Raw genomic sequence first — 18,865 nt, forward strand, 5'->3', positions numbered from 1 at the left:
CGTCAGGCCGCTGAGCTGCGAGACTGGCTGTCATGAGCTTCCGTACGGCAGGCCCCTTTCACCCTCTCATCCTCGACGATGTCAGGGGGGCCCAGAAGATGCTCGCGGGTGTGGCCCGGCTGACCCCCATGGAGGGCAGCCGCTATCTCTCCGACCTGGTCGGATCCCCGGTCCATCTCAAATGCGAGAACCTCCAGCGGACCGGCTCGTTCAAGCTCCGCGGGGCCTACGTCCGGATCTCCGGGCTGCGGCCCGAGGAGCGCGCGGCGGGTGTCGTGGCCGCGTCGGCCGGAAACCACGCGCAGGGCGTCGCGCTCGCCTCGTCGTTGCTCGGTGTGCGCTCCACCGTGTTCATGCCGGTGGCCGCTCCGCTCCCGAAGGTCGCCGCGACCCGTGAGTACGGTGCGGACGTACGGCTGCACGGCAGCGTCGTGGACGAAAGCCTGACCGCCGCGCAGGAGTACGCGCGGGACACGGGGGCCGTGTTCATCCACCCCTTCGACCACCCCGACATCATCGCCGGGCAGGGCACGGTCGGCCTCGAGGTGCTCGAGCAGTGTCCCGAGGTGCGGACGGTCGTCGTCGGTATGGGCGGCGGCGGCCTGGCCGCGGGCATCGCGGTCGCGGTGAAGGCGCTGCGTCCCGATGTGCGGATCGTCGGTGTGCAGGCCGAGGGCGCGGCGGCGTATCCGCCGTCGCTGGAGGCGGGCCGGCCGGTGTCGATCGACGATCCGCTCACGATGGCGGACGGCATCAAGGTGGGCAGACCCGGGGACGTCCCCTACGCGATCGTCGAGGAGCTGGTCGACGAGGTGCGCACGGTGTCCGAGGACGCGCTCTCCTCGGCGCTGCTGCTGTGTCTGGAGCGGGCGAAGCTGGTGGTGGAGCCGGCGGGGGCGAGTACGGTCGCGGCCCTGCTGTCCGAGCCGCGTTCCTTCCAGGGGCCGGTGGTCGCGGTGCTGTCCGGCGGCAATGTCGATCCGCTGCTGATGCAGCGGATCCTGCGGCACGGTATGGCCGCGGCGGGCCGCTATCTGTCGCTGCGGCTGCGGCTCGCCGACCGGCCGGGCGCGCTGGCAAGTCTGCTGGGCGTGCTGTCGGAGGTGGACGCGAACGTCCTGGACGTGGCCCATGTGCGCACGGATCCGCGTCTCGGTCTCTCGGAGGTCGAGGTCGAACTCCAGCTGGAGACGAAGGGGCGCGAACACTGCATGGAGGTGGAGAGGGCGCTGCGCCATGCGGGGTACCGCGTGATGGGCTGAGAACGCAGAACGCAGAACGCAGGACGCAGGACGCAGGACGCAGAACACAGGACGGCGAGGACGCAGGACGGCGAGGACGGCGCGGGAGCGGTGGTTCTCGCGCCGCGGTCCGCTGTGAGGACTCCCCGACCCCCGCGCGTTGGCCGGGATGTATCGTGTCGCCATCCTTGACAGGCCGAAAATCGCCTGCGCGAAATATTTGCCAGGCCCAGACCTGCGCGGAAACGCGGCAGCACCGCGGACGGACCACGACAACGCTTCCCGGCAATGCTGCGCAACGCTTCACAACAGCGCTTCACAACGGCGCCTCACAACAGTGCTTCACGATGACGCTGCGCGACGCTTCACAACAACCTTCACAACAACCCTTCGCAGCAGCGCTGCACACCACCGCAACGCAGCACCTACGCGCCGCCGAGCGGGACGTACGCGGGCTCCGGAACCGCGCGAACTCCGAACTGCCACCGGGAGAACCCACATGCCAGGTGCCATCCACGCCGAAGGCCTGGTGAAGACCTTCGGCGACGTCAGAGCGCTGGACGGCGTCGATCTCGAGGTCCCCGAGGGCACCGTCCTCGGACTGCTCGGGCCGAACGGCGCCGGCAAGACCACCGCCGTGCGGGTGCTGACCACCCTGCTGAAGCCCGACAGCGGCAGGGCGGTCGTCGCCGGTATCGACGTCCTCAAGCACCCCAACGAAGTCCGCCGCTCCATCGGCCTCTCCGGGCAGTTCGCCGCGGTCGACGAGTATCTGACCGGCCGCGAGAACCTCGAGATGGTCGGCCGGCTCTACCAGATGAGTGCGGCCGCCGCGCGGAAGCGGGCCGCCGAACTGCTCGAGCGCTTCAACCTCGCGGATGCCGCGGGCCGCACCGCCAAGACGTACTCCGGCGGTATGCGCCGCCGCCTCGACCTCGCCGCGGCCCTGGTCGTGCAGCCGCCCGTGATGTTCATGGACGAGCCGACCACCGGTCTCGACCCCCGCAACCGCCAGGCGCTGTGGGAGGTCATCAAGGAGCTCGTCGGCGGCGGCACGACCCTGCTGCTGACCACCCAGTACCTCGAGGAGGCCGACCACCTGGCCGACGACATCTGTGTCATCGACCAGGGCCGGGTGATCGCCCGCGGTACGTCGGACCAGCTCAAGGCACGCACCGGAGGCGAGCGCGTCGAGGTCGTCGTGCACGGCCGCGACGAGATCCCCGTCGCCCGCGAGGTGCTGTCCGGTTTCGGCAAGGGCGAGGTCACCGTCGAGGACCACACCCGCAAGCTGATCGTTCCGGTCACCGGCGGCGCGAAACTCCTCGCGGAGGTCATCCGCGAACTCGACGGCCGGGGGATCGAGATCGACGACATCGGGCTGCGCCGCCCGACCCTCGACGACGTCTTCCTGTCGCTCACCGGCCATCACGCCGAGCGGGACGAGGACAACGGCGAGCCGGCGGACCGCCGGGGAACCGGCGACCGCAGCGGAAGCACGGCCATGGCCGACAAGGAGGCCGCGAAGTGACCACCGTCCAGGAGACAGCGGACCGCGCCGCCGCCCCGCGCGCCCGCGGAGGCATCGTCCGGTCCTTCACCGACTCGCTGGTGATCGCCAAGCGCAATCTGATCCGTATGACCCGGATCCCCGAAGTGGTCATCTTCGGGATGATCCAGCCGATCATGTTCGTGGTGCTGTTCAGCTATGTGTTCGGCGGCTCGATGCAGATCGGCGGCTCCACGGCCCCGACCGTCTACCGCGAGTTCCTGATGGCCGGCATCTTCGCCCAGACCGTCACCTTCGCCACGGCGGGTGCGGGCGCGGGCATCGCCGACGACATGCACAAGGGACTCATCGACCGGTTCCGGTCGCTGCCCATGGCGCGCGGCGCGGTGCTCACCGGGCGCACCCTGGCCGACCTCGTCCAGACCGCGCTGACCGTCGTGGTGCTCACCGTCGTGGCCCTGCTGGTCGGGTGGCGGATCCACAACGGCGTCCCCAAGGCGCTCGGTGCGTTCGCCCTGCTGCTTCTGCTCGGGTACGCGTTCTCGTGGATCGGCGCGCTCATCGGCCTGTCGGTCCGTACCCCCGAAGCCGCCACCTCCGGCGGACTGATCTGGCTGTTCCCCGTCACGTTCATCTCGACCGCGTTCGTGGACTCCAGCAAGATGCCCTCGTGGCTGCAGACGATCGCCGAATGGAACCCGTTCAGTGCCACGGTGCAGGCCTGCCGTGAGCTGTTCGGCAACCCGGGGGTCTCGGCGTCCGACGCCTGGCCGATGGAGCACCCGGTGTGGGCGTCGATCGTCTACTCGGTCCTGATCGTCGCGGTGTTCCGCACCCTGGCGGTGCGCAAGTACCGCTCGGCGACCGCCTGAGCGCCGCGCCGTCCGTCCCCCTGCGGCGACCCCTACGAACGAGGCCCCCCGCACCTCCGGGTGCGGGGGGCCTGTACGCAGGCGATGCGAGGCGGCTCAGCTCTGGTACGGCTTGGCCTCGAGGATCCTGACCATCGCGGTCTTGCCGTTGGGCAGCTCGTACTCGGCGTCCTCGCCGATCCTCTTGCCGTTGACGCCCGCGCCGAGCGGCGACTGCGGCGAATACGTCGCGATGTTGCCGGACGCGTACTCGCGCGAGGCCAGCAGGAAGGTCTCGGTGTCGCTCTCGTCGCCGTCGAAGGCGACCGTCACCACCATGCCGGGGGCCACCGTGCCGTCGTCCGCCGGGGCCTCGCCGACCTTCGCGTTCTCGAGGAGCTGGGTCAGCTGGCGCACACGGAGCTCCTGCTTGCCCTGCTCTTCCTTGGCCGCGTGGTACCCGCCGTTCTCCCGCAGGTCGCCCTCTTCGCGAGCCGCCTCGATCTTCTTGGCGATCTCGACGCGCGCGGGACCAGACAGGTACTCCAGCTCGGCCCTGAGCTGGTTGTACGCCTCCTGGGTGAGCCAGGTGACGTTCTCGCTGGTCTGGGTCACAGGTGCTCCTCGTAGGTACTGGGAATACAAAGCATCGCCCTACCCAGAAGCATGTGCCTTCAGGTGCGGGCGAAACCACGAGCCTAACAACGAGTGGCGAAAAGGGGGAGGACCAAAAGGCTTCAAGAATGCGTCAATGCAGGTCAGCGCCGAGTGGGAGTGATGAGTCTCAGTCTTTCGGCCCGCTGTCCGCAGTACATCCGGCCAGCTCCGCACTGGTCGCCCGTGCCGTTGTACGCACGGTGACCACCTGGTCGATACGGCTTTCGGAGCTGTCGAAGCGGACGTCCCTGCGACCGACTTCGGTGCCGTCCTCGGCACGGGAGCGCAGGGTGCAGTAACCCTTGGCGTCCTTGTCCTTGCGGACTTCCAGGTGGACCTTCACCTCGTCGTCCGCGGTCACATCCCATTTGATCATTTCGGCGCTGATCTTCTGGCCGCTGACGTAGTCGTAGCCGAACCAGCCGACCATGGTGAGCATGCCCACACCGAGGACGGCGCCCACGATCTTCAGCCCGCGGTCCGCACGCGCGTCCGCCGGACGACCGTAACGGCCACCGGGGACCTGCGGGCGTGCCGTGGTCATGATCGTCCTCCGGAAACAGGGGAGCCGGAATTTTTCCGCCCTTCGATTCCGTCACTATAGAAGCCCGCTATCCGCCTTCGACCGCCGCCCTGTGCCGAACGTCGTTGTGGGGGGCACGACAATTCGAGGCATCACCGAGGATCCGAGGATCGAGTCTTGACTGAGCAGCTGCGACTGATGGCCGTCCACGCCCACCCCGACGACGAGTCGAGCAAGGGCGCGGCGACGATGGCCAAGTATGTGTCCGAGGGGGTGGACGTGCTGGTCGTGACCTGCACGGGCGGCGAGCGCGGCTCCATCCTCAATCCGAAGCTCCAGGGCGACACGTTCATCGAGGAGAACATCCACGAGGTGCGCCGCAAGGAAATGGACGAGGCCCGCGAGATCCTCGGCGTGAAGCAGGAGTGGCTCGGCTTCGTCGACTCCGGCCTGCCCGAGGGCGACCCGCTGCCGCCGCTTCCCGACGGCTGTTTCGCCCTGGAGGACGTCGACAAGGCCGCCGGCGAGCTGGTGCGGAAGATCCGCGCCTTCCGTCCGCAGGTCATCACGACGTACGACGAGAACGGCGGCTACCCGCACCCCGACCACATCATGACGCACAAGATCACGATGGTGGCCTTCGAGGGCGCGGCGGACACCGAGAAGTACCCGGAGTCCGTATACGGCGAGGCCTTCCAGCCGCAGAAGCTGTACTACAACCAGGGCTTCAACCGCCCGCGCACGGTGGCCCTGCACGAGGCGCTGCTGGCGCGCGGCATGGAGTCCCCGTACGGCGAGTGGCTGGAGCGCTGGAAGGAGTTCCAGCGCGCCGAGCGGACGCTGACCACCTACGTCCCGTGCGCCGACTTCTTCGAGACCCGCGACAAGGCACTGATCGCACACGCGACGCAGATCGATCCGGACGGCGGCTGGTTCCGGGTGCCCATGGACATCCAGAAGGAGGTCTGGCCGACGGAGGAGTACGAGCTCGCCAAGTCCTTCGTGGACACCTCCCTCCCCGAGAGCGACCTCTTCGCGGGCATCCGCGACAATGCCTGACATGAGCGCAAGCGCAAACCTCGCCATGACCCACCTCGTCCCGTTCGCCGCCACGGAACTGGACAAGAACAAGGTGACCCCCGGGGTCCTCGGCTTCATCGTCTTCGCGGCACTCGCCGTGGGCGTGTGGATGCTGATGAAGTCGATGAACCGGCACATGGGGCGAGTGAACTTCGAGGAGGCGCCCGAGGCGGGCGCGCCGGCGGCGCCGAAGGGCACCGTCGGCGGCGAGGCCGCGGCCAAGGAGTAGCGATCGGGGCAGCCGGTTCGCTCGTGGTGCGCTGACGCGCCGGTGGGGGGAGACCCGGGGGGTTCGGCACCGGGTCCCCTCCCGGTGCCCGGGGGGAGTGCGTTACGACGGGGTCTGCTTCCCCGCCTTGGCCCGGTCGCGGAACCAGGCGCCCACTCCCACCAGCACGGCTGCCCCGGCCGCGTACACGGGCAGCCACTGGGTCGTCGTGGCCGACAGGCACACGGCAACGGCGTCATGACTCCGGACCGTCTGCGCGTGCGCCAGAGCGGTGCCGTCCCGGCCTGCCAGGTCCGCCAGCGCGGCCCCCGCCCGCAGCGCCTCGTACCTGCCCATCTCGGTGCACCCCCTGCGGGTGCCCGGCATCGGGAACAGCCAGGCCCAGCGCTGTAGCAGGGGTGCCAGCGTGATCGCTACGCAGAGGCCGGCGACCAGCGAGAACGCGGCCAGATTCCGTGCGTAGGAAGATCGGATGCCAGGCGTCCATTCCGGCAGCCGGTAAAAGGCGAAGACCACCGCGAGAAGCGTCACCCCGATATACGTGGCGAACCACTGCCAGGAACCCTGCGCCAGCGCGGCCGCCAGCACGGCGGCGAGTGCGATGCCGATGACCCCGGGCTGACCGGCGGTGTTGTGACTCGCGCCAGGGGATGCCGGAGTCCTCGCTCCTCGAGTACGGGGGTCGTTCACGGGAATCTCCTGCCGGGGTCGGAGGCCATCAGCATCCGGTACGTCGCCGCGTCGGCCCCGGCGCCATGCCGGACCGACCCCGGTGCCCCCGCCCGGTTGGCGGGCCGTGCACGTCATGCCCGACGTGGCCCCGGCCCGCACCTTCCCGGGCCGGGGTCGCGTCGGCAGCCAGGCCCGGACAGGACCTACGGCTGTGCCGCGTCCAGCGGCACGCCCATCACCTCGCGCGCGTGCCGGTCCGGCACCATCCCCAGCGACCATGCCTGCCAGCCGTCCTCCAGCCGGACCCCGCGCTCCAGGACCAGGGCGAACGCCTCCATGAAGTCCTCCAGCCCGGCGTCGCGGCTCGGATGGTGCCGGGCGCGGAGGGTGGCGAGTTCCTCCTGGGCGACGACCGTGCCGACCTCGACCCCGCCCGCCGACGCGTAAGGGAGCAGGGTGCAGCGCAGGAAGCGCGCCCAGTCGTCACCGCGGAGGTCCCCGTAGGAGGCGAACAGCGCGATCGCCTCGTCGCAGAGGCCCAGGGCCTGCGCCGGGCGGTTGTTGCCGGCGTCGACGACGGCCAGCTCCAGACAGGTCCACGCCTCGCCGTGCGCCACACCGATACGGCGGAAGTCGGCCCGGGCGTCGACGAGCAGCTGCCGGGCGAAGCCGGAGTTGCGCAGATTGCCCGTCTGGGCGGCCCGCTGGTCGCGGGTGGCGCGGCCCGAGTGGTGGCGAGCGCAGGCCAGGCCGTAGACGTCCCGCATCCGCGAGAACATCGTGCGGGCCCGTTCCAGCTCGCGCACCGCCTGGTCGCGGTCGCCGTGCTCCTCCAGGGCCTGGCCCAGGTAGTAGAGCGTCCAGGCCTCACCGCGCGCGTCCTCGCTGTCGCGGTGCCGGGGCAGAGCCTGCCGCAGCTGATCGACCGCCGCCGCCGGATCGCCGTCGACGAGCCGGGCCCGGGCGAGCTGGGTCAGCGCCCAGGCCTCACCGCGGTCGTCATGGGTGCGGCCGTACAGCCCGAGGGCTTCGCGCAGTTCCGAATCGGCCCGCGGCACATCGCCCATCCGCAGACACACCTGGCCCAGCTGGAAGTGCGTCCATGCCTCGCCGTGCAGGGACTCGCCGCCGCGGTGCAGTGTCAGCGCCGTGGACAGCAGCGTCAGCGCCTCCGCGAGGTTCGCCCGGTCGCGCTCCACCGCCGCGAGCGCGTGCAGCGTCCAGGCACGGTCGGCGGCGAGCTCGTCGGACGACTGGAGCGCGATCGCCTCGCGCAGCTTCGCCGCCGCCTCGGCGAGGCTGCCCTGGTGGTGCAGGGTGATGCCGAGGGAACACAGGGCCCGGGCTGCGCCCGCGTCGTGCTGCGCCTCGCGGTACAGGTCCACCACCGACGACAGCGTCGTACGGGCCTTGTCGAGCTCGCCCAGCTGGCGCGCGGCGATACCCGTACGCCACTGGACCGAGCGGATCAGCAGCCCCTGGTCGACGGCCTGGGTGAGTTCGCTGATCTCGCCGAGGCGGTACAGGTCGCCCCGCAGCAGGCAGTAGTCGCACAGTGCGCCGAGCAGATTCAGCACGGCCTGCTGGTCGATGCCCTCCGCGTGCCGCAGCGCCGCCGTGATGAAGCTGGACTCGTCGTCCAGCCAGCGCAGCGCCGCCTCCAGTGATGAGAAGCCATGGCCGTCGAAATGGTCGGCGCGGGTCGAGGTCTTGCCGTCGACCAGCCGGATCACCGAGTCGGCGAGCTCCGCGTACCCGATGATCAGCCGCTCCTGCGCCGCGGTGCGCTCCGTCTGCGGCTCCTCGTCCAGCAGCCGCGCATGGGCGAACGACCGGACGGCGTCGTGCAGTCGGTAGCGCTCCCCGCGCACATGGTCCAGGAGCCCCGCCCTGGCGAGCTCCGACAGCAGCCGCTGCCCCTCCTGCTCGTCCGTGCCCAGCAGAGCGGCGGCCGCGGCCGCGCCGAGCGAGGTGCGCCCCGCGAGGGCGAGCCTGCGCAGCAGCCGGCGGGCCTGCTCGCTCTGGTCCGTGTAGCGCAGCCACAGCGCCCGCTCGACGGGCAGCACCGGCCCGTAGTCGGACAGCCCGGCGGCCAGTTCGTGCATCGTGCGCGTCCCGAGCGAGGACCCGGCGATGCGGAGAGCGAGCGGCAGCCCGCCGCACAACTCCCTTACAGAGTCCGCCGACTGGGAGTCGTACGGTTCCTCGTCGCCCTCCTGCTCCTTCTCCGCGGTGGCCTTGAGCAGCTCCTCAGAGCCCGCCACATCCAGGGCTTCCACGGACAGCTGGTAGACCCGGGCCGGAACGTCCTCCGGCAGCTCCAGCGGCCGGCGCGCGGTGACCAGCACGAGCGAGTCCGACCGCTCCGGGATCAGCGTCCGGACCTGATCGGGGTCGCTCGCGTCGTCCAGGACGACCGTCACCGGAAGTCCCGTCAGATACTGGTGGTAGAGCTCGCTCAGCCGCCGCACCTGCTGCTCACCCGAGGACCGTTCGGTCCGGGGACCCGACGACGGCTCCCGGAACAGCAGCTGCTCGCGGGGGGCTCCGAGCCGGTTCAGCAGATGCAGCAGCGCATCCCGTGTGGGCAGGGGCTGTTCGGCCGCGGAACCACCCCGCAGATCGACGAGGCATGCGCCGCGGAAGTGGTCCTTCAGATCGTGCGCGGCCCGCACCGCGAGCGTGGTGCGCCCCGAGCCGGGCTCACCGTGCAGCACCACCACCGTCGGCTTCGTCTCCGTCGACGCCCGTGCGGCGTGGACCCACTGCGCGATCCGCACCATCGCGTCGCGGCGCCCCGTGAACGGCCCGTCCGGCACGGGCAGATGCCCGAAGGACTGCTCCAGCACACTGCGCCTGCGGGCCGCCTGGCTGCGGTCGGTGCCGCGCAGCGCCGGTGCGTTCCCCGTCTTCTTCACGGGCCGGGCCGCGGCGGCCGTCAGTATCCGCTGCTGGTCGAGGAAGGGGCGGATGCCCCGGACCTCCAGTGCCGTCAGCCACTGCAGCCTCAGCTGCTCCGCACCACCCGGTTGAGCCAGCGCTCCGGCCCTGCGGTGGGCGGCGGGCCAGTGCGAGGCGGTCACCTTGGCCACGGTCGTGGCGGCACCGGCCACGGCGACGACCGCGCCGGCGCCGAGGGCCGTACCCGTCGCCGTACCGAGTGCGAGGTCGGTGCCGATCGCCGCCATCGCCGCAACAGCCGTGACCAGTACGGGAGTCGACACGTTCTGGCGACGGAATCCCTCGGACAGGGACAGCTGCCCCGCCTCGGCGTCCTCGACCGCCCGGAGATACGCCTCGTACTCCTCGCGCGCCGATTCCGCCATCGTCTCCATCGCCGCCTGCGCGCGTGCCAGCAGCGCGGCGGAGTCGGGGCGTCCGCCCGAGCGCCGCGTGTCCTCTTCGACCGCGCGTGCCAACAGCCGCTCGGCTTCCGCTCGATGGCTGTCCCGCATATGGGTCCCCCTCCGAGAGCCTCCGGTTCCGGCGTCAAGTGTCCTGCGTGACGCGCGTCGGCGCGAGGGACTCGGAAGATCGCCCGCGCCGGATCGGGTCCGGGATGGTGTGGTTCGGGGCGGGACGGGGTGGAACATGGCGAAACGGGGGTCGGTGCGAGCGAGCGGTGAAGGCTCCGGAGCATCACCCGATAAGAGGACGTTTGTCCTGGTCTGTGGTGGGCACTTGATCGATAGCGAAGGAACCGACCAGGAAGGAGCACCACAGAGGCGGACCCACCGGTCGCCGCGACCATCGGTCGCCGGAAAGAACCGAGGAGGCCAATGACGTACTGACAACGGTGAATCTCGGGGAAGCGGGAGCGGGAAGAGAGCGATCTCTTCCCGCTCCGCCCGTGTCCGGGCCCCATCGCCGCGCCCGACAGGCACCGCCGCCGCACCTCCCGGCCCGCCACCCCCGCACCTCCCGGCCCGCCACCCCCGCACCTCCCGGCCCGCCACCCCCGCACCTTCCGGAGCCGGATCCTTCCGCCGTACGCGATCCGAGGCCCGGCCGGCGTGGGCTCGGTGACCGGCGTGGGTGGCCGGTGAGGCCGTCCGCGCCGGTGGCGGACGCGGAGGCCCGATGCCACCTGGACCTGTGTGCCCGAACGGGCAGCGGACGCCCAAGCTACTTGTGAGTTCCTCACGGGCCCTTCGTTACAGCTGTGACTGTCGACCGCCCTTCGCCCCGTGACAGCCTCAGGCCGTCAACAGCCGAAGGAGCGAGATGAACAAGGGCTACGCGGTCTTCTGCGATGCCGACCGGCAGTTCTACGACGCCCCGCACCGGCTCACCACGACCGGCGACGGCCTCGGGCGGCCGTACGAGGCGGCGCGGCGCGAGGCGCCGGCCGGCTGGCAGCGGCACCGGTCCGGCGACTGGCTCGCCTTCCGCCCCCTCGATGCCGAACTCCCTTCGCAGGGCTGGAAGATCCATGTCTCGGCCTGCCTCGACAACGCGGAGAAGGTACTCGCCCAGGTCTGGGACTACTGCGTCCCCCGGGACATCGCCTTCAAGTTCATGCCGAGCCGCTATCTGCTGCACACGCGCAACGCCAAGTACGCCGACCGCGCCGGCAGCGGCAAGTTCCTCACCGTCTATCCCGCCGACGACGCGCAGTGCCGCATCGTCGCCGAGGAACTCGACGCACTCCTCGCGGGGGAGCCGGGCCCGTACATCCTCAGCGATCTGCGCTGGCGGAACGGACCCGTGTACCTGCGCTACGGCAGCTTCACCGAGCGGCACTGCCGGGGCGAGGAGGGGGAGTTACGGCCCGCGGTCGAGGACGCCGACGGCCGGCTCGTACCGGACCGCAGGGAGCCCGCCTTCCACCTTCCGCCCTGGGTGACCCTCCCCGAGTTCCTCCGGCCGCATCTGGCGGCCCGCTCCGCGACCACCACCACCGGCCTCCCGTACACCATCGAACGCGCCCTGCACTTCTCCAACGGCGGGGGCGTCTACGCCGGGCGTGACGACCGCACCGGCCGCAAAGTGGTCCTCAAAGAGGCCCGCCCGCACGCCGGGCTGGCCGCGGACGGCGCCGACGCGGTGACCCGGCTCGAGCGCGAGAAGGCCGCGCTGGAACGGCTGACGGGGCTGGCCTGCACGCCCGAGGTGCTGGACTGGTTCACTCTGGGCGACCATCGCTTCCTGGTGCTGGAGTACATCGAAGGGCGCCCGCTCAACAACTTCTTCGCCCGCCGGCACCCACTGATCGAACAGGATCCGTCCCCCGAGGCCCTGGCCGCGTACACCGAGTGGGCGCTGCGCATCCACGGCCTGGTGACGGACGCCGTCGCGGCGGTGCACGCCAGGGGCGTGGCCTTCAACGACCTGCATCTGTTCAACATCATGGTCTCCGAGGACGAATCGTCGGTGGTGCTGCTCGACTTCGAGGCAGCTTCCGGCATCGAAGAGGACCGCCGGCAGGTCATCGCCAACCCCGGCTTCGTGGCACCGGCCGACCGCCGGGGCGCCGACGTCGACCGGTACGCGCTCGCCTGCCTCCGTATCGCCCTGTTCCTGCCGCTGACCAGCCTGCTGGCGGTGGACCGCGGCAAGGCCGCGCACCTGGCGGACATCGTGGCGGAGAACTTCCCCGTGGACCGGACGCTCCTCGACGAAGCGGTCGCGGAGATCACCCGCGGGCATCCCGCCCACGCCACCGCGCGGACGCCTCGACGGCCGGACCCCGCCGCGGGCGGCTATCTGCCCGTCGAACCGGGGGACTGGCCGCGCAGCCGTGACGCGATGGCCGCGGCCATCCGCGCGTCCGCCACGTTCGGCCGCGACGACCGCTGCTTCCCCGGTGACATCGCCCAGTTCGCGGCCCCGGCCGGTGGCGCCTGTTTCGCGTACGGAACGGCGGGAGTGCTCCACGCCCTCGCGCAGACCGGCTGCGGCCGGTGGCCCGAGGCCGAGGACTGGCTGCTGCGTGCCGTGCGCACAACGGCCCCTGGCACCCCGCTCGGCTTCTACGACGGCCTCGCCGGAATCGCCTGGACCCTGGACCGGCTCGGGCACACCGCACGGGCCATGGAACTCATGGACCTCGTCCGGGCCGAGGACTGGTCCGGTATGGCGCCCGATCTGCACAGCGGACTCGCGGGCATCGGACTCGCCCTCGACGCACTGGCGGTGTCCACGGGCGACGACTCCCTGCACCGGGCGGCCCTCCGCTGCGGGCGGCTGGTGTCCGAGAAGACCGCCACCGCCTCCGCCACCGGCAAGGCGAAGCAGCGGGCCGGGCTGCTGTACGGAGGGAGCGGCGCGGCCCTGCTCCAGCTGCGGCTGTACGAACGCACCGGTGACACCGCTCTGCTCGCCCTCGCCGCCGACGCCCTGCACCGCGACCTCGACCGGTGCGTCGTCGGTGCCGGCGGGGCGCTCCAGGTGGACGAGGGCTGGCGCACGATGCCGTACCTCGGCGCGGGCAGCGTCGGCATCGGCATGGTCCTGGACGACTGGCTCGGGTACGCCGACGACGAGCGGTTCACCCGGGCACGGAGCGAGATCGTGCAGGCCGCGCAGGCCAAGTTCTACGCCCAGCCGGGTCTGTTCCGCGGCGCCGCGGGGATGGTGCTCCATCTCGGCCGGACGCAGGCGACCGGCCCCGGCACCTCACCGGCCGACCTCGCCCGGCAGATCGGTGTCCTGTCCTGGCACGCCCTCCCGTACGAGGGACATCTCGCCTTCCCCGGCGAGCAGATGATGCGGCTGTCCATGGATCTGGCGACGGGTACCGCCGGATGCCTCCTGGCGCTGGGCGCGGCGCTCCACGACGCGCCGGTGCACCTGCCGTTCCTGCCGCCGCCCACCCCGGCCGCCGACGCGGCCCCCTGAACTGGCCCCTGGACACAGGGGTCATGGCAAGACATCCGTCCCCAATGAAAGGAAACGACCATGTCGCTTCTCGACCTGCAGACCATGGAGACCCCCAAGGACGAGCTCGCGGAGGAGTTCGGCGGCGGCCACGGTGGCGGCAGCCGCGCGAGCCTGCTGCTCTGCGGCGACAGCAGCCTGAGCATCACCACCTGCAACTGATCTCCGGCACCGCGCGGAGTCCGCTCCGCGCGGCGGTGACCCGGTCCCACCGGTCCCGGACGGACATCCGTCCGGGACCGGTGGGCCCCTCGTACGACGGGGAACGACCATGAGGCACAGTCAGTCCGCCGCCACCGCGCCGTACACCCCCGATGACCATGCCCTCCTCCGAGGAGACGCCGCGGCTCACGAGGAAGCCGAGGCCTCCGAGCGGGAGCACGAGCGGAACCAGAAGCAGGACCAGAAGCAGGACCAGAAGCAGGACCGGGAGCAGGACCGGGAACAGGACCGGGAACAGGAGCGGGAGCAAGCGCAGGAGATCCGCGGCGCCCGCGAGCTGCTCCGCGGCGCCGCGAGGGCATCCGCCGCACGGGTCGTCGCCATCACCGTGTCCGGCATCGTGTCGGCGGGAGCCGCGATCGCACTGCCCGCGGTGCTCGGCCGCACACTCGACCTGGTGCTCGACGCCTCCCCGCACGCCACGACCTGGCTCGTACTCTGCGCTGCCCTGATCGTCGTCGACCTGCTGTGCGACACCGCGTCGGCCCTGCTCACCGGCACGGTCACCGCGCACTCCGCAGCGTGGATGCGCCACCGTGCCCTGCGGCACTTACTGGCGGCCGGGCCCCGTGGAGCCGCCCGCTTCACTCCCGGTGACCTGGTGACACGGCTGACGGGGAACGTGACCGAAGCCGCCGTGGCCCCGGCCACCGTCGCGGCCGCAGCGCCCGCCCTGGTCCTCCCGCTGGGCGGACTGGTGGCGCTGCTGCTGATCGACCCCTGGACGGCGGCCGCCTTCCTCGCCGGAGCACCAGTGCTGGTGCTGCTGCTGCGGGCGTTCACCCGCGACACCTCCACGGCGGTGGCGCGGTACCAGCACGTCCAGGGCGACATCGCCGCCCGGCTGGTGGAGGCGCTCGGCGGAGCGCGCACCGTCGCGGCGGCCGGCACGCAGGAGCGCGAGCGCGCCCGGATCCTGGCACCGCTGCCCGAACTCGGCCTGCGCGGACGGCAGGTGTGGCGGGTGTACGGCACCGCCGTCGCCCGGGGAGCGGTCCTGCTTCCGCTGCTGGAGACCGCGGTGCTCGCGGTCGGCGGACTGCGGCTCGCGGCGGGGGAGCTGAGCGTGGGCGAACTGCTGGCCGTCGTCCGCTACGCCGCGCTGGCCGCGGGCATCGGCGCGGTCGTGGGACAGCTCGCCGCACTCGTACGCAGCCGTGCCGCCACCCGCCGTATCGCCAGGGTGCGGACCGCACCCGTCATCGCGTACGGGAAGCGGAAGCCGCCAGCGGACGGTCCCGGGCGACTGGAGTTCCGTCAGGTCACGGTGGTGCGCGACGGGCGCCCGGTGCTGCGGGACGTCGATCTGGTGGTGCCCGGCGGCGCGTCCCTGGCCGTGGTCGGCCGGTCGGGGGCGGGCAAGACGGTCCTGGCCGAGCTGGCCGGACGGCTCGCCGACCCCGACGCGGGAACCGTGCTGCTGGACGGCATCCCGCTCGCCGGGATCGAGCGGGACACGCTGCGGCGCGAGGTGGGCTACGCCTTCGAGCGGCCCGCGCTGTTCGGCGCGACGGTCGCCGACGCACTCGCCTTCGGCCCCTACGAGCCGGGCCGGGCCGAGCTGATCGCCGCCGCGCGGGCAGCAGGGGCCGACCCCTTCGTCCGGCGGCTCCCCGACGGCTACGCCACCCCGCTCCACAGGGCGCCGCTGTCCGGCGGGGAGACCCAACGCCTGGGCCTGGCCAGGGCGTTCGCCCATGCCGGTCGGCTGCTGGTGCTCGACGACGCGACATCAAGCCTGGACAGCGTGACCGAGCGTCAGGTCGTGCGGGCGCTGCTGCACGACGTACGGCCCGGCACCCGGCTGGTCATCGCTCACCGTGCGTCGTCTGCGGCCCGTGCCGATCTGGTCGCCTGGCTGGACGACGGCACGATCCGGGCGGTCGGGCCGCACGCCGCCCTGTGGGCCCTGCCGGAGTACCGGGCCGTGTTCGCCACGGACACCGGCGACGACCGAGACGACGGCGGTGACCAGGACGGCACCGGTGACCAGGACGACCGACGTGGCCGACGCGACCGCGGCGACCGAGACGACGGCGACGACCGAGACGGCCGTGACCACCGTGGCGACGGTGACGACCCTTGGGGCGGGGCACGTTGACGGCCCGGGAGCACACACGGGCGCCGGGGGGCGCGGCCGGACATTCGACCACCGGGTCGTTGTCGGCCGCCACAGCCGAAACGCCCGGCGCCGCCACGGCCGGGACCACGTCCGCCGCGGTCCGGAAGCGGCACCACGGCGCGAGCAGCCGGCGCGGGGCGCTGCGCCGGGTGCTGTCCCGGGCGGGCCCGTTCCTCCTGCCGCGGCGCCGCGCGCTGCTGGGCCTCGCCGGCTGGTCGCTGCTGGAATCCGGCCAGACCTTCCTCGGCGGGTACGGCATCGCCCAGGCCCTGGACCACGGGTTCCTCGCCGGACGGCCGGGAACGGGCCTGGTCTGGCTGGCGGTCGCCGCGGTGGCGATCGTCGCGGGCGGGGTGGCCACCGGACGGATGTTCCGCCGGCTGGCGGACCTCGTGGAACCGCTGCGTGACGGCCTGGTCCGCCGGGTCGTGACCGGCGCCCTCGGGACCGCGGTCTCGGGAGCCGGTGCCGGGGCCGGTGACGACCGCACGGCCGTGTCCAGGCTGACGCACCAGACCGAGGCGGCGCGGGACGGCTTCGCGGGACTGGTCCTGGTCCTGCGGTCGTTCGTCTTCACCTGCGCGGGAGCCCTGCTGGGTCTCGCGGCCCTCGCGCCCGCGCTGCTGACGGTGGTACTGCCGCCACTGGTCGCCGGTCTGCTGCTGTTCACCGCCGCGCTCGGCCCGATGGCCGCACGACAGCGGGAGTTCCTGCGTACCGACGAGGAACTCGCCCAGCGGTTCGGCGACATCGTGCCGGGACTGCGGGACATCGTGGCATGCGGCGCGGAGGAACGGACGGCCGCGGCGGCCGGGAAGCTGATCGACGCCCAGACCGGGGCGGCTCGTTCGCTCGCCCGGTGGGCCGCCGTGCGTACGCTCGCGCTCGCCCTGTCCGCGCAGATGCCGATCGTGCTGCTCCTCGCCGCCGCGCCGTGGCTGCTCCGGCAGGGGGTCACCGCCGGGGCGCTGCTCGGGGCGCTCACGTATCTGACCCAGGCCCTGCTGCCCGCCCTGCACACGCTGATGACGGGCCTGGGCGCGGCCGGCACCCGGCTGCTCGTGATCCTGGACCACCTCGCCGGCCGCCCCGACGGGCGGGGCCCCTCGGACGGGGTGCCCGCGCCACCGGCCGCGCCCCTCGCTGCACCCCCCGCCGGCGGGGCGGTGCAGGCACCGCGCGTGGAGCTGCGATCGGTGTCGTTCGCCTATGGGCCGGGGGCCCGGCCCGTCGTGGACGGACTCGACCTCGTCGTCGAGCCCGGTGAGCACCTCGCCGTGGTGGGACCCAGCGGCATCGGTAAATCCACACTGTTCGCGCTGGTGGCAGGGCTGCTGCGGCCGGACGGCGGGGACATACGGATCGACGGGGTGCCCGCAGGGCATCCCGGCCGGTGCGCGTCCCCGCAACCGCGGGCCCCGATGGTCCTGATACCGCAGGAGGCCTATGTGTTCAGCGGCAGCCTGCGCGAGAACCTGCTCTATCTGTGTCCCGACGGGGCGCCTTCTGCGGCGGTGCGGTGCGCGGTGGAGGCGATCGGGCTCGAACCGGTGCTGCGCCGCCTCGGTGACCTCGACCGACCGGTCGGCCCGGGGACCCTGTCCCAGGGCGAGCGACAGCTCGTCGCCCTGACCCGCGCCTACCTCTCCCCCGCACGGCTGGTGATGCTGGACGAGGCGACCTGCCATCTCGATCCGGCAGCCGAGGCCCGCGCCGAACGCGCCTTCGCCGAACGCCCCGGCACCCTGATGGTGATCGCCCACCGCCTCACCTCCGCACGCCGGGCCTCCCGGGTGCTCGTCCTGGACGGCGTGCACGCCGCTTCCGGCTCCCACGAGGAGTTGCTGGCCCGTTCGGAGCTGTACCGGGACCTCGTGGGGCACTGGGAGGACACGGGGGCCTGAGCGCCACCTCGCCGACGAGCGGAACGCGGCGGGACGCGGTGGGACGAATCCGGCGGGCCGTTCAGACCCAGCCCGCGTGCTGCGAGATCCGTATCGCGTCGACCCGGTTGCGGGCCCCGGTCTTGCGGGTGATCGCGGACATGTAGTTGCGGACGGTCCCCCGGGACAGATGCAGACTGCGCGCGATCTCGGCCACCGTCGAGCCCTCGGCGGCCAGGCGCAGCACGCTCAGTTCGCGGGGCGTCAGCGGCACTTCGGCGGCCTGGAGAAACCCGAAGGCGAGCGATTCGTCGACGAATCGCTCGCCCGCGGCGACTCTGCGGATGCCGTCGAGTAATCGCTGCGGGCCGCCGTCCTTGCTGACGTACCCCAGTGCGCCGGCGTCGAAGGCGCGCCGCAGCAGACCGGGCCGCGAACCCGTCGCCAGGACCAGCAGGGCGGCGCCCATCTCCGTGATGCGCCGGGCGAGTCCGGCCACCGCGCCGAGCATGGCCGAGCCCGGGCAGTCGATGTCCACGACGCACACATGGGGCCGCAGTGACTGCGCCTGTACGGCGGCGGAGCGCCAGGAGGAGGGAATCACCTCGATGTCGCCCTCCTTCCCCAGCAGGGCGGTCAGTGCCGACCGCATCAGGCTGGTGTCATGCACGAGCAGTACCCGTATCAACCCCGTCGCCTCCCCAACACGCGTGCACGGGGCGCCGTTGCACCGCACACATCTCGTCAGTCCATACAACCCGGTGCCCCGTCGCCAGAGGCCTAGTCGGACTGCGGGGTGCACAGGGGCGCATAATCTTCATACTGTGCGCCGGGCGTGCGCAGGCGTGCACCCGCGTGCGAAAGGCGTTTGGGCGCCCCCTGCATCGGTGAACACGATGGCGGTGGCTTGGCAGCCGGGGAACGGGCCCGGCGTGAGCAAGTCCGGCTCGCGGCTGCTGACCTGGTCGAGCGAGTTGTCACGAGCGGCGAGGCTGC

The 18,865-nt window shown here is 71.9% G+C and carries 14 protein-coding genes; 9 read left to right on the plus strand and 5 right to left on the minus strand.

Annotated features, from left to right (window positions below; genetic code table 11):
* Positions 1–32 precede the first annotated feature (32 nt).
* From ilvA to ACTWOL_RS23690, 3 genes are all read left to right on the plus strand, one after another.
* Positions 33–1,262 (plus strand): threonine ammonia-lyase, encoded by a 1,230-nt coding sequence (gene ilvA, locus ACTWOL_RS23680; protein WP_474298767.1) that lies wholly within the window; start codon positions 33–35, stop codon positions 1,260–1,262.
* Between the two features lie 478 nt (positions 1,263–1,740).
* Entirely contained in the window at positions 1,741–2,772 is a 1,032-nt protein-coding gene (locus tag ACTWOL_RS23685; RefSeq protein WP_474298768.1) for an ATP-binding cassette domain-containing protein, read from the plus strand.
* Positions 2,769–3,623, plus strand: a complete 855-nt coding sequence (locus tag ACTWOL_RS23690) for an ABC transporter permease (protein WP_474298769.1) — start codon at positions 2,769–2,771, stop codon at positions 3,621–3,623. The genes ACTWOL_RS23685 and ACTWOL_RS23690 overlap by 4 nt, the downstream gene beginning before the upstream one ends.
* Before the next feature lie 96 nt (positions 3,624–3,719).
* Here ACTWOL_RS23690 and greA read toward each other — a convergent pair whose 3' ends face one another.
* Positions 3,720–4,217, minus strand: a complete 498-nt coding sequence (gene greA, locus ACTWOL_RS23695; protein WP_474298770.1) for a transcription elongation factor GreA — start codon at positions 4,215–4,217, stop codon at positions 3,720–3,722.
* Between the two features lie 169 nt (positions 4,218–4,386).
* On the minus strand, positions 4,387–4,803 hold the full coding sequence (locus tag ACTWOL_RS23700; protein ID WP_474298771.1) for a DUF4307 domain-containing protein: 417 nt from the start codon (positions 4,801–4,803) through the stop codon (positions 4,387–4,389).
* A gap of 156 nt (positions 4,804–4,959) precedes the next feature.
* Here ACTWOL_RS23700 and mca point away from each other — a divergent pair, with 156 nt between their 5' ends.
* Positions 4,960–5,841 carry a mycothiol conjugate amidase Mca gene (gene mca, locus ACTWOL_RS23705; protein WP_474298772.1) on the plus strand — a complete coding sequence of 294 codons (882 nt, stop codon included), beginning with the start codon at positions 4,960–4,962 and terminating at the stop codon, positions 5,839–5,841.
* A gap of 1 nt (position 5,842) precedes the next feature.
* Positions 5,843–6,091: a hypothetical protein gene (locus tag ACTWOL_RS23710; protein WP_474298773.1), complete on the plus strand. Its 249-nt coding sequence runs from the start codon at positions 5,843–5,845 to the stop codon at positions 6,089–6,091.
* Between the two features lie 102 nt (positions 6,092–6,193).
* Here ACTWOL_RS23710 and ACTWOL_RS23715 read toward each other — a convergent pair whose 3' ends face one another.
* Entirely contained in the window at positions 6,194–6,781 is a 588-nt protein-coding gene (locus tag ACTWOL_RS23715; protein WP_474298774.1) for a hypothetical protein, read from the minus strand.
* Positions 6,782–6,966: 185 nt separating this feature from the next.
* Positions 6,967–10,218, minus strand: coding sequence for a tetratricopeptide repeat protein (locus tag ACTWOL_RS23720; RefSeq protein ID WP_474298775.1), 3,252 nt, complete (start codon positions 10,216–10,218; stop codon positions 6,967–6,969).
* Between the two features lie 769 nt (positions 10,219–10,987).
* On the opposite strand from ACTWOL_RS23720, the gene lanKC reads away from it, so the two are divergent.
* From lanKC to ACTWOL_RS23740, 4 genes are all read left to right on the plus strand, one after another.
* Positions 10,988–13,603 (plus strand): class III lanthionine synthetase LanKC, encoded by a 2,616-nt coding sequence (gene lanKC / locus ACTWOL_RS23725; protein ID WP_474298776.1) that lies wholly within the window; start codon positions 10,988–10,990, stop codon positions 13,601–13,603.
* 60 nt (positions 13,604–13,663) lie between these two features.
* Positions 13,664–13,804 (plus strand): SapB/AmfS family lanthipeptide, encoded by a 141-nt coding sequence (locus ACTWOL_RS23730; RefSeq protein WP_474298777.1) that lies wholly within the window; start codon positions 13,664–13,666, stop codon positions 13,802–13,804.
* 109 nt (positions 13,805–13,913) lie between these two features.
* The gene (locus tag ACTWOL_RS23735; protein ID WP_474298778.1) at positions 13,914–15,965 is read left to right on the plus strand and encodes an ABC transporter ATP-binding protein; all 2,052 of its coding nucleotides are present in this window, start codon (positions 13,914–13,916) and stop codon (positions 15,963–15,965) included.
* 59 nt (positions 15,966–16,024) lie between these two features.
* Positions 16,025–17,890: an ATP-binding cassette domain-containing protein gene (locus tag ACTWOL_RS23740; protein WP_474298779.1), complete on the plus strand. Its 1,866-nt coding sequence runs from the start codon at positions 16,025–16,027 to the stop codon at positions 17,888–17,890.
* A 61-nt stretch (positions 17,891–17,951) separates the two neighbouring features.
* Here ACTWOL_RS23740 and ACTWOL_RS23745 read toward each other — a convergent pair whose 3' ends face one another.
* The gene (locus tag ACTWOL_RS23745) at positions 17,952–18,539 is read right to left on the minus strand and encodes a response regulator transcription factor (protein ID WP_474298780.1); all 588 of its coding nucleotides are present in this window, start codon (positions 18,537–18,539) and stop codon (positions 17,952–17,954) included.
* Positions 18,540–18,865 lie beyond the last annotated feature (326 nt).

This window comes from Micromonospora sp. IBHARD003 (assembly GCF_056106285.1).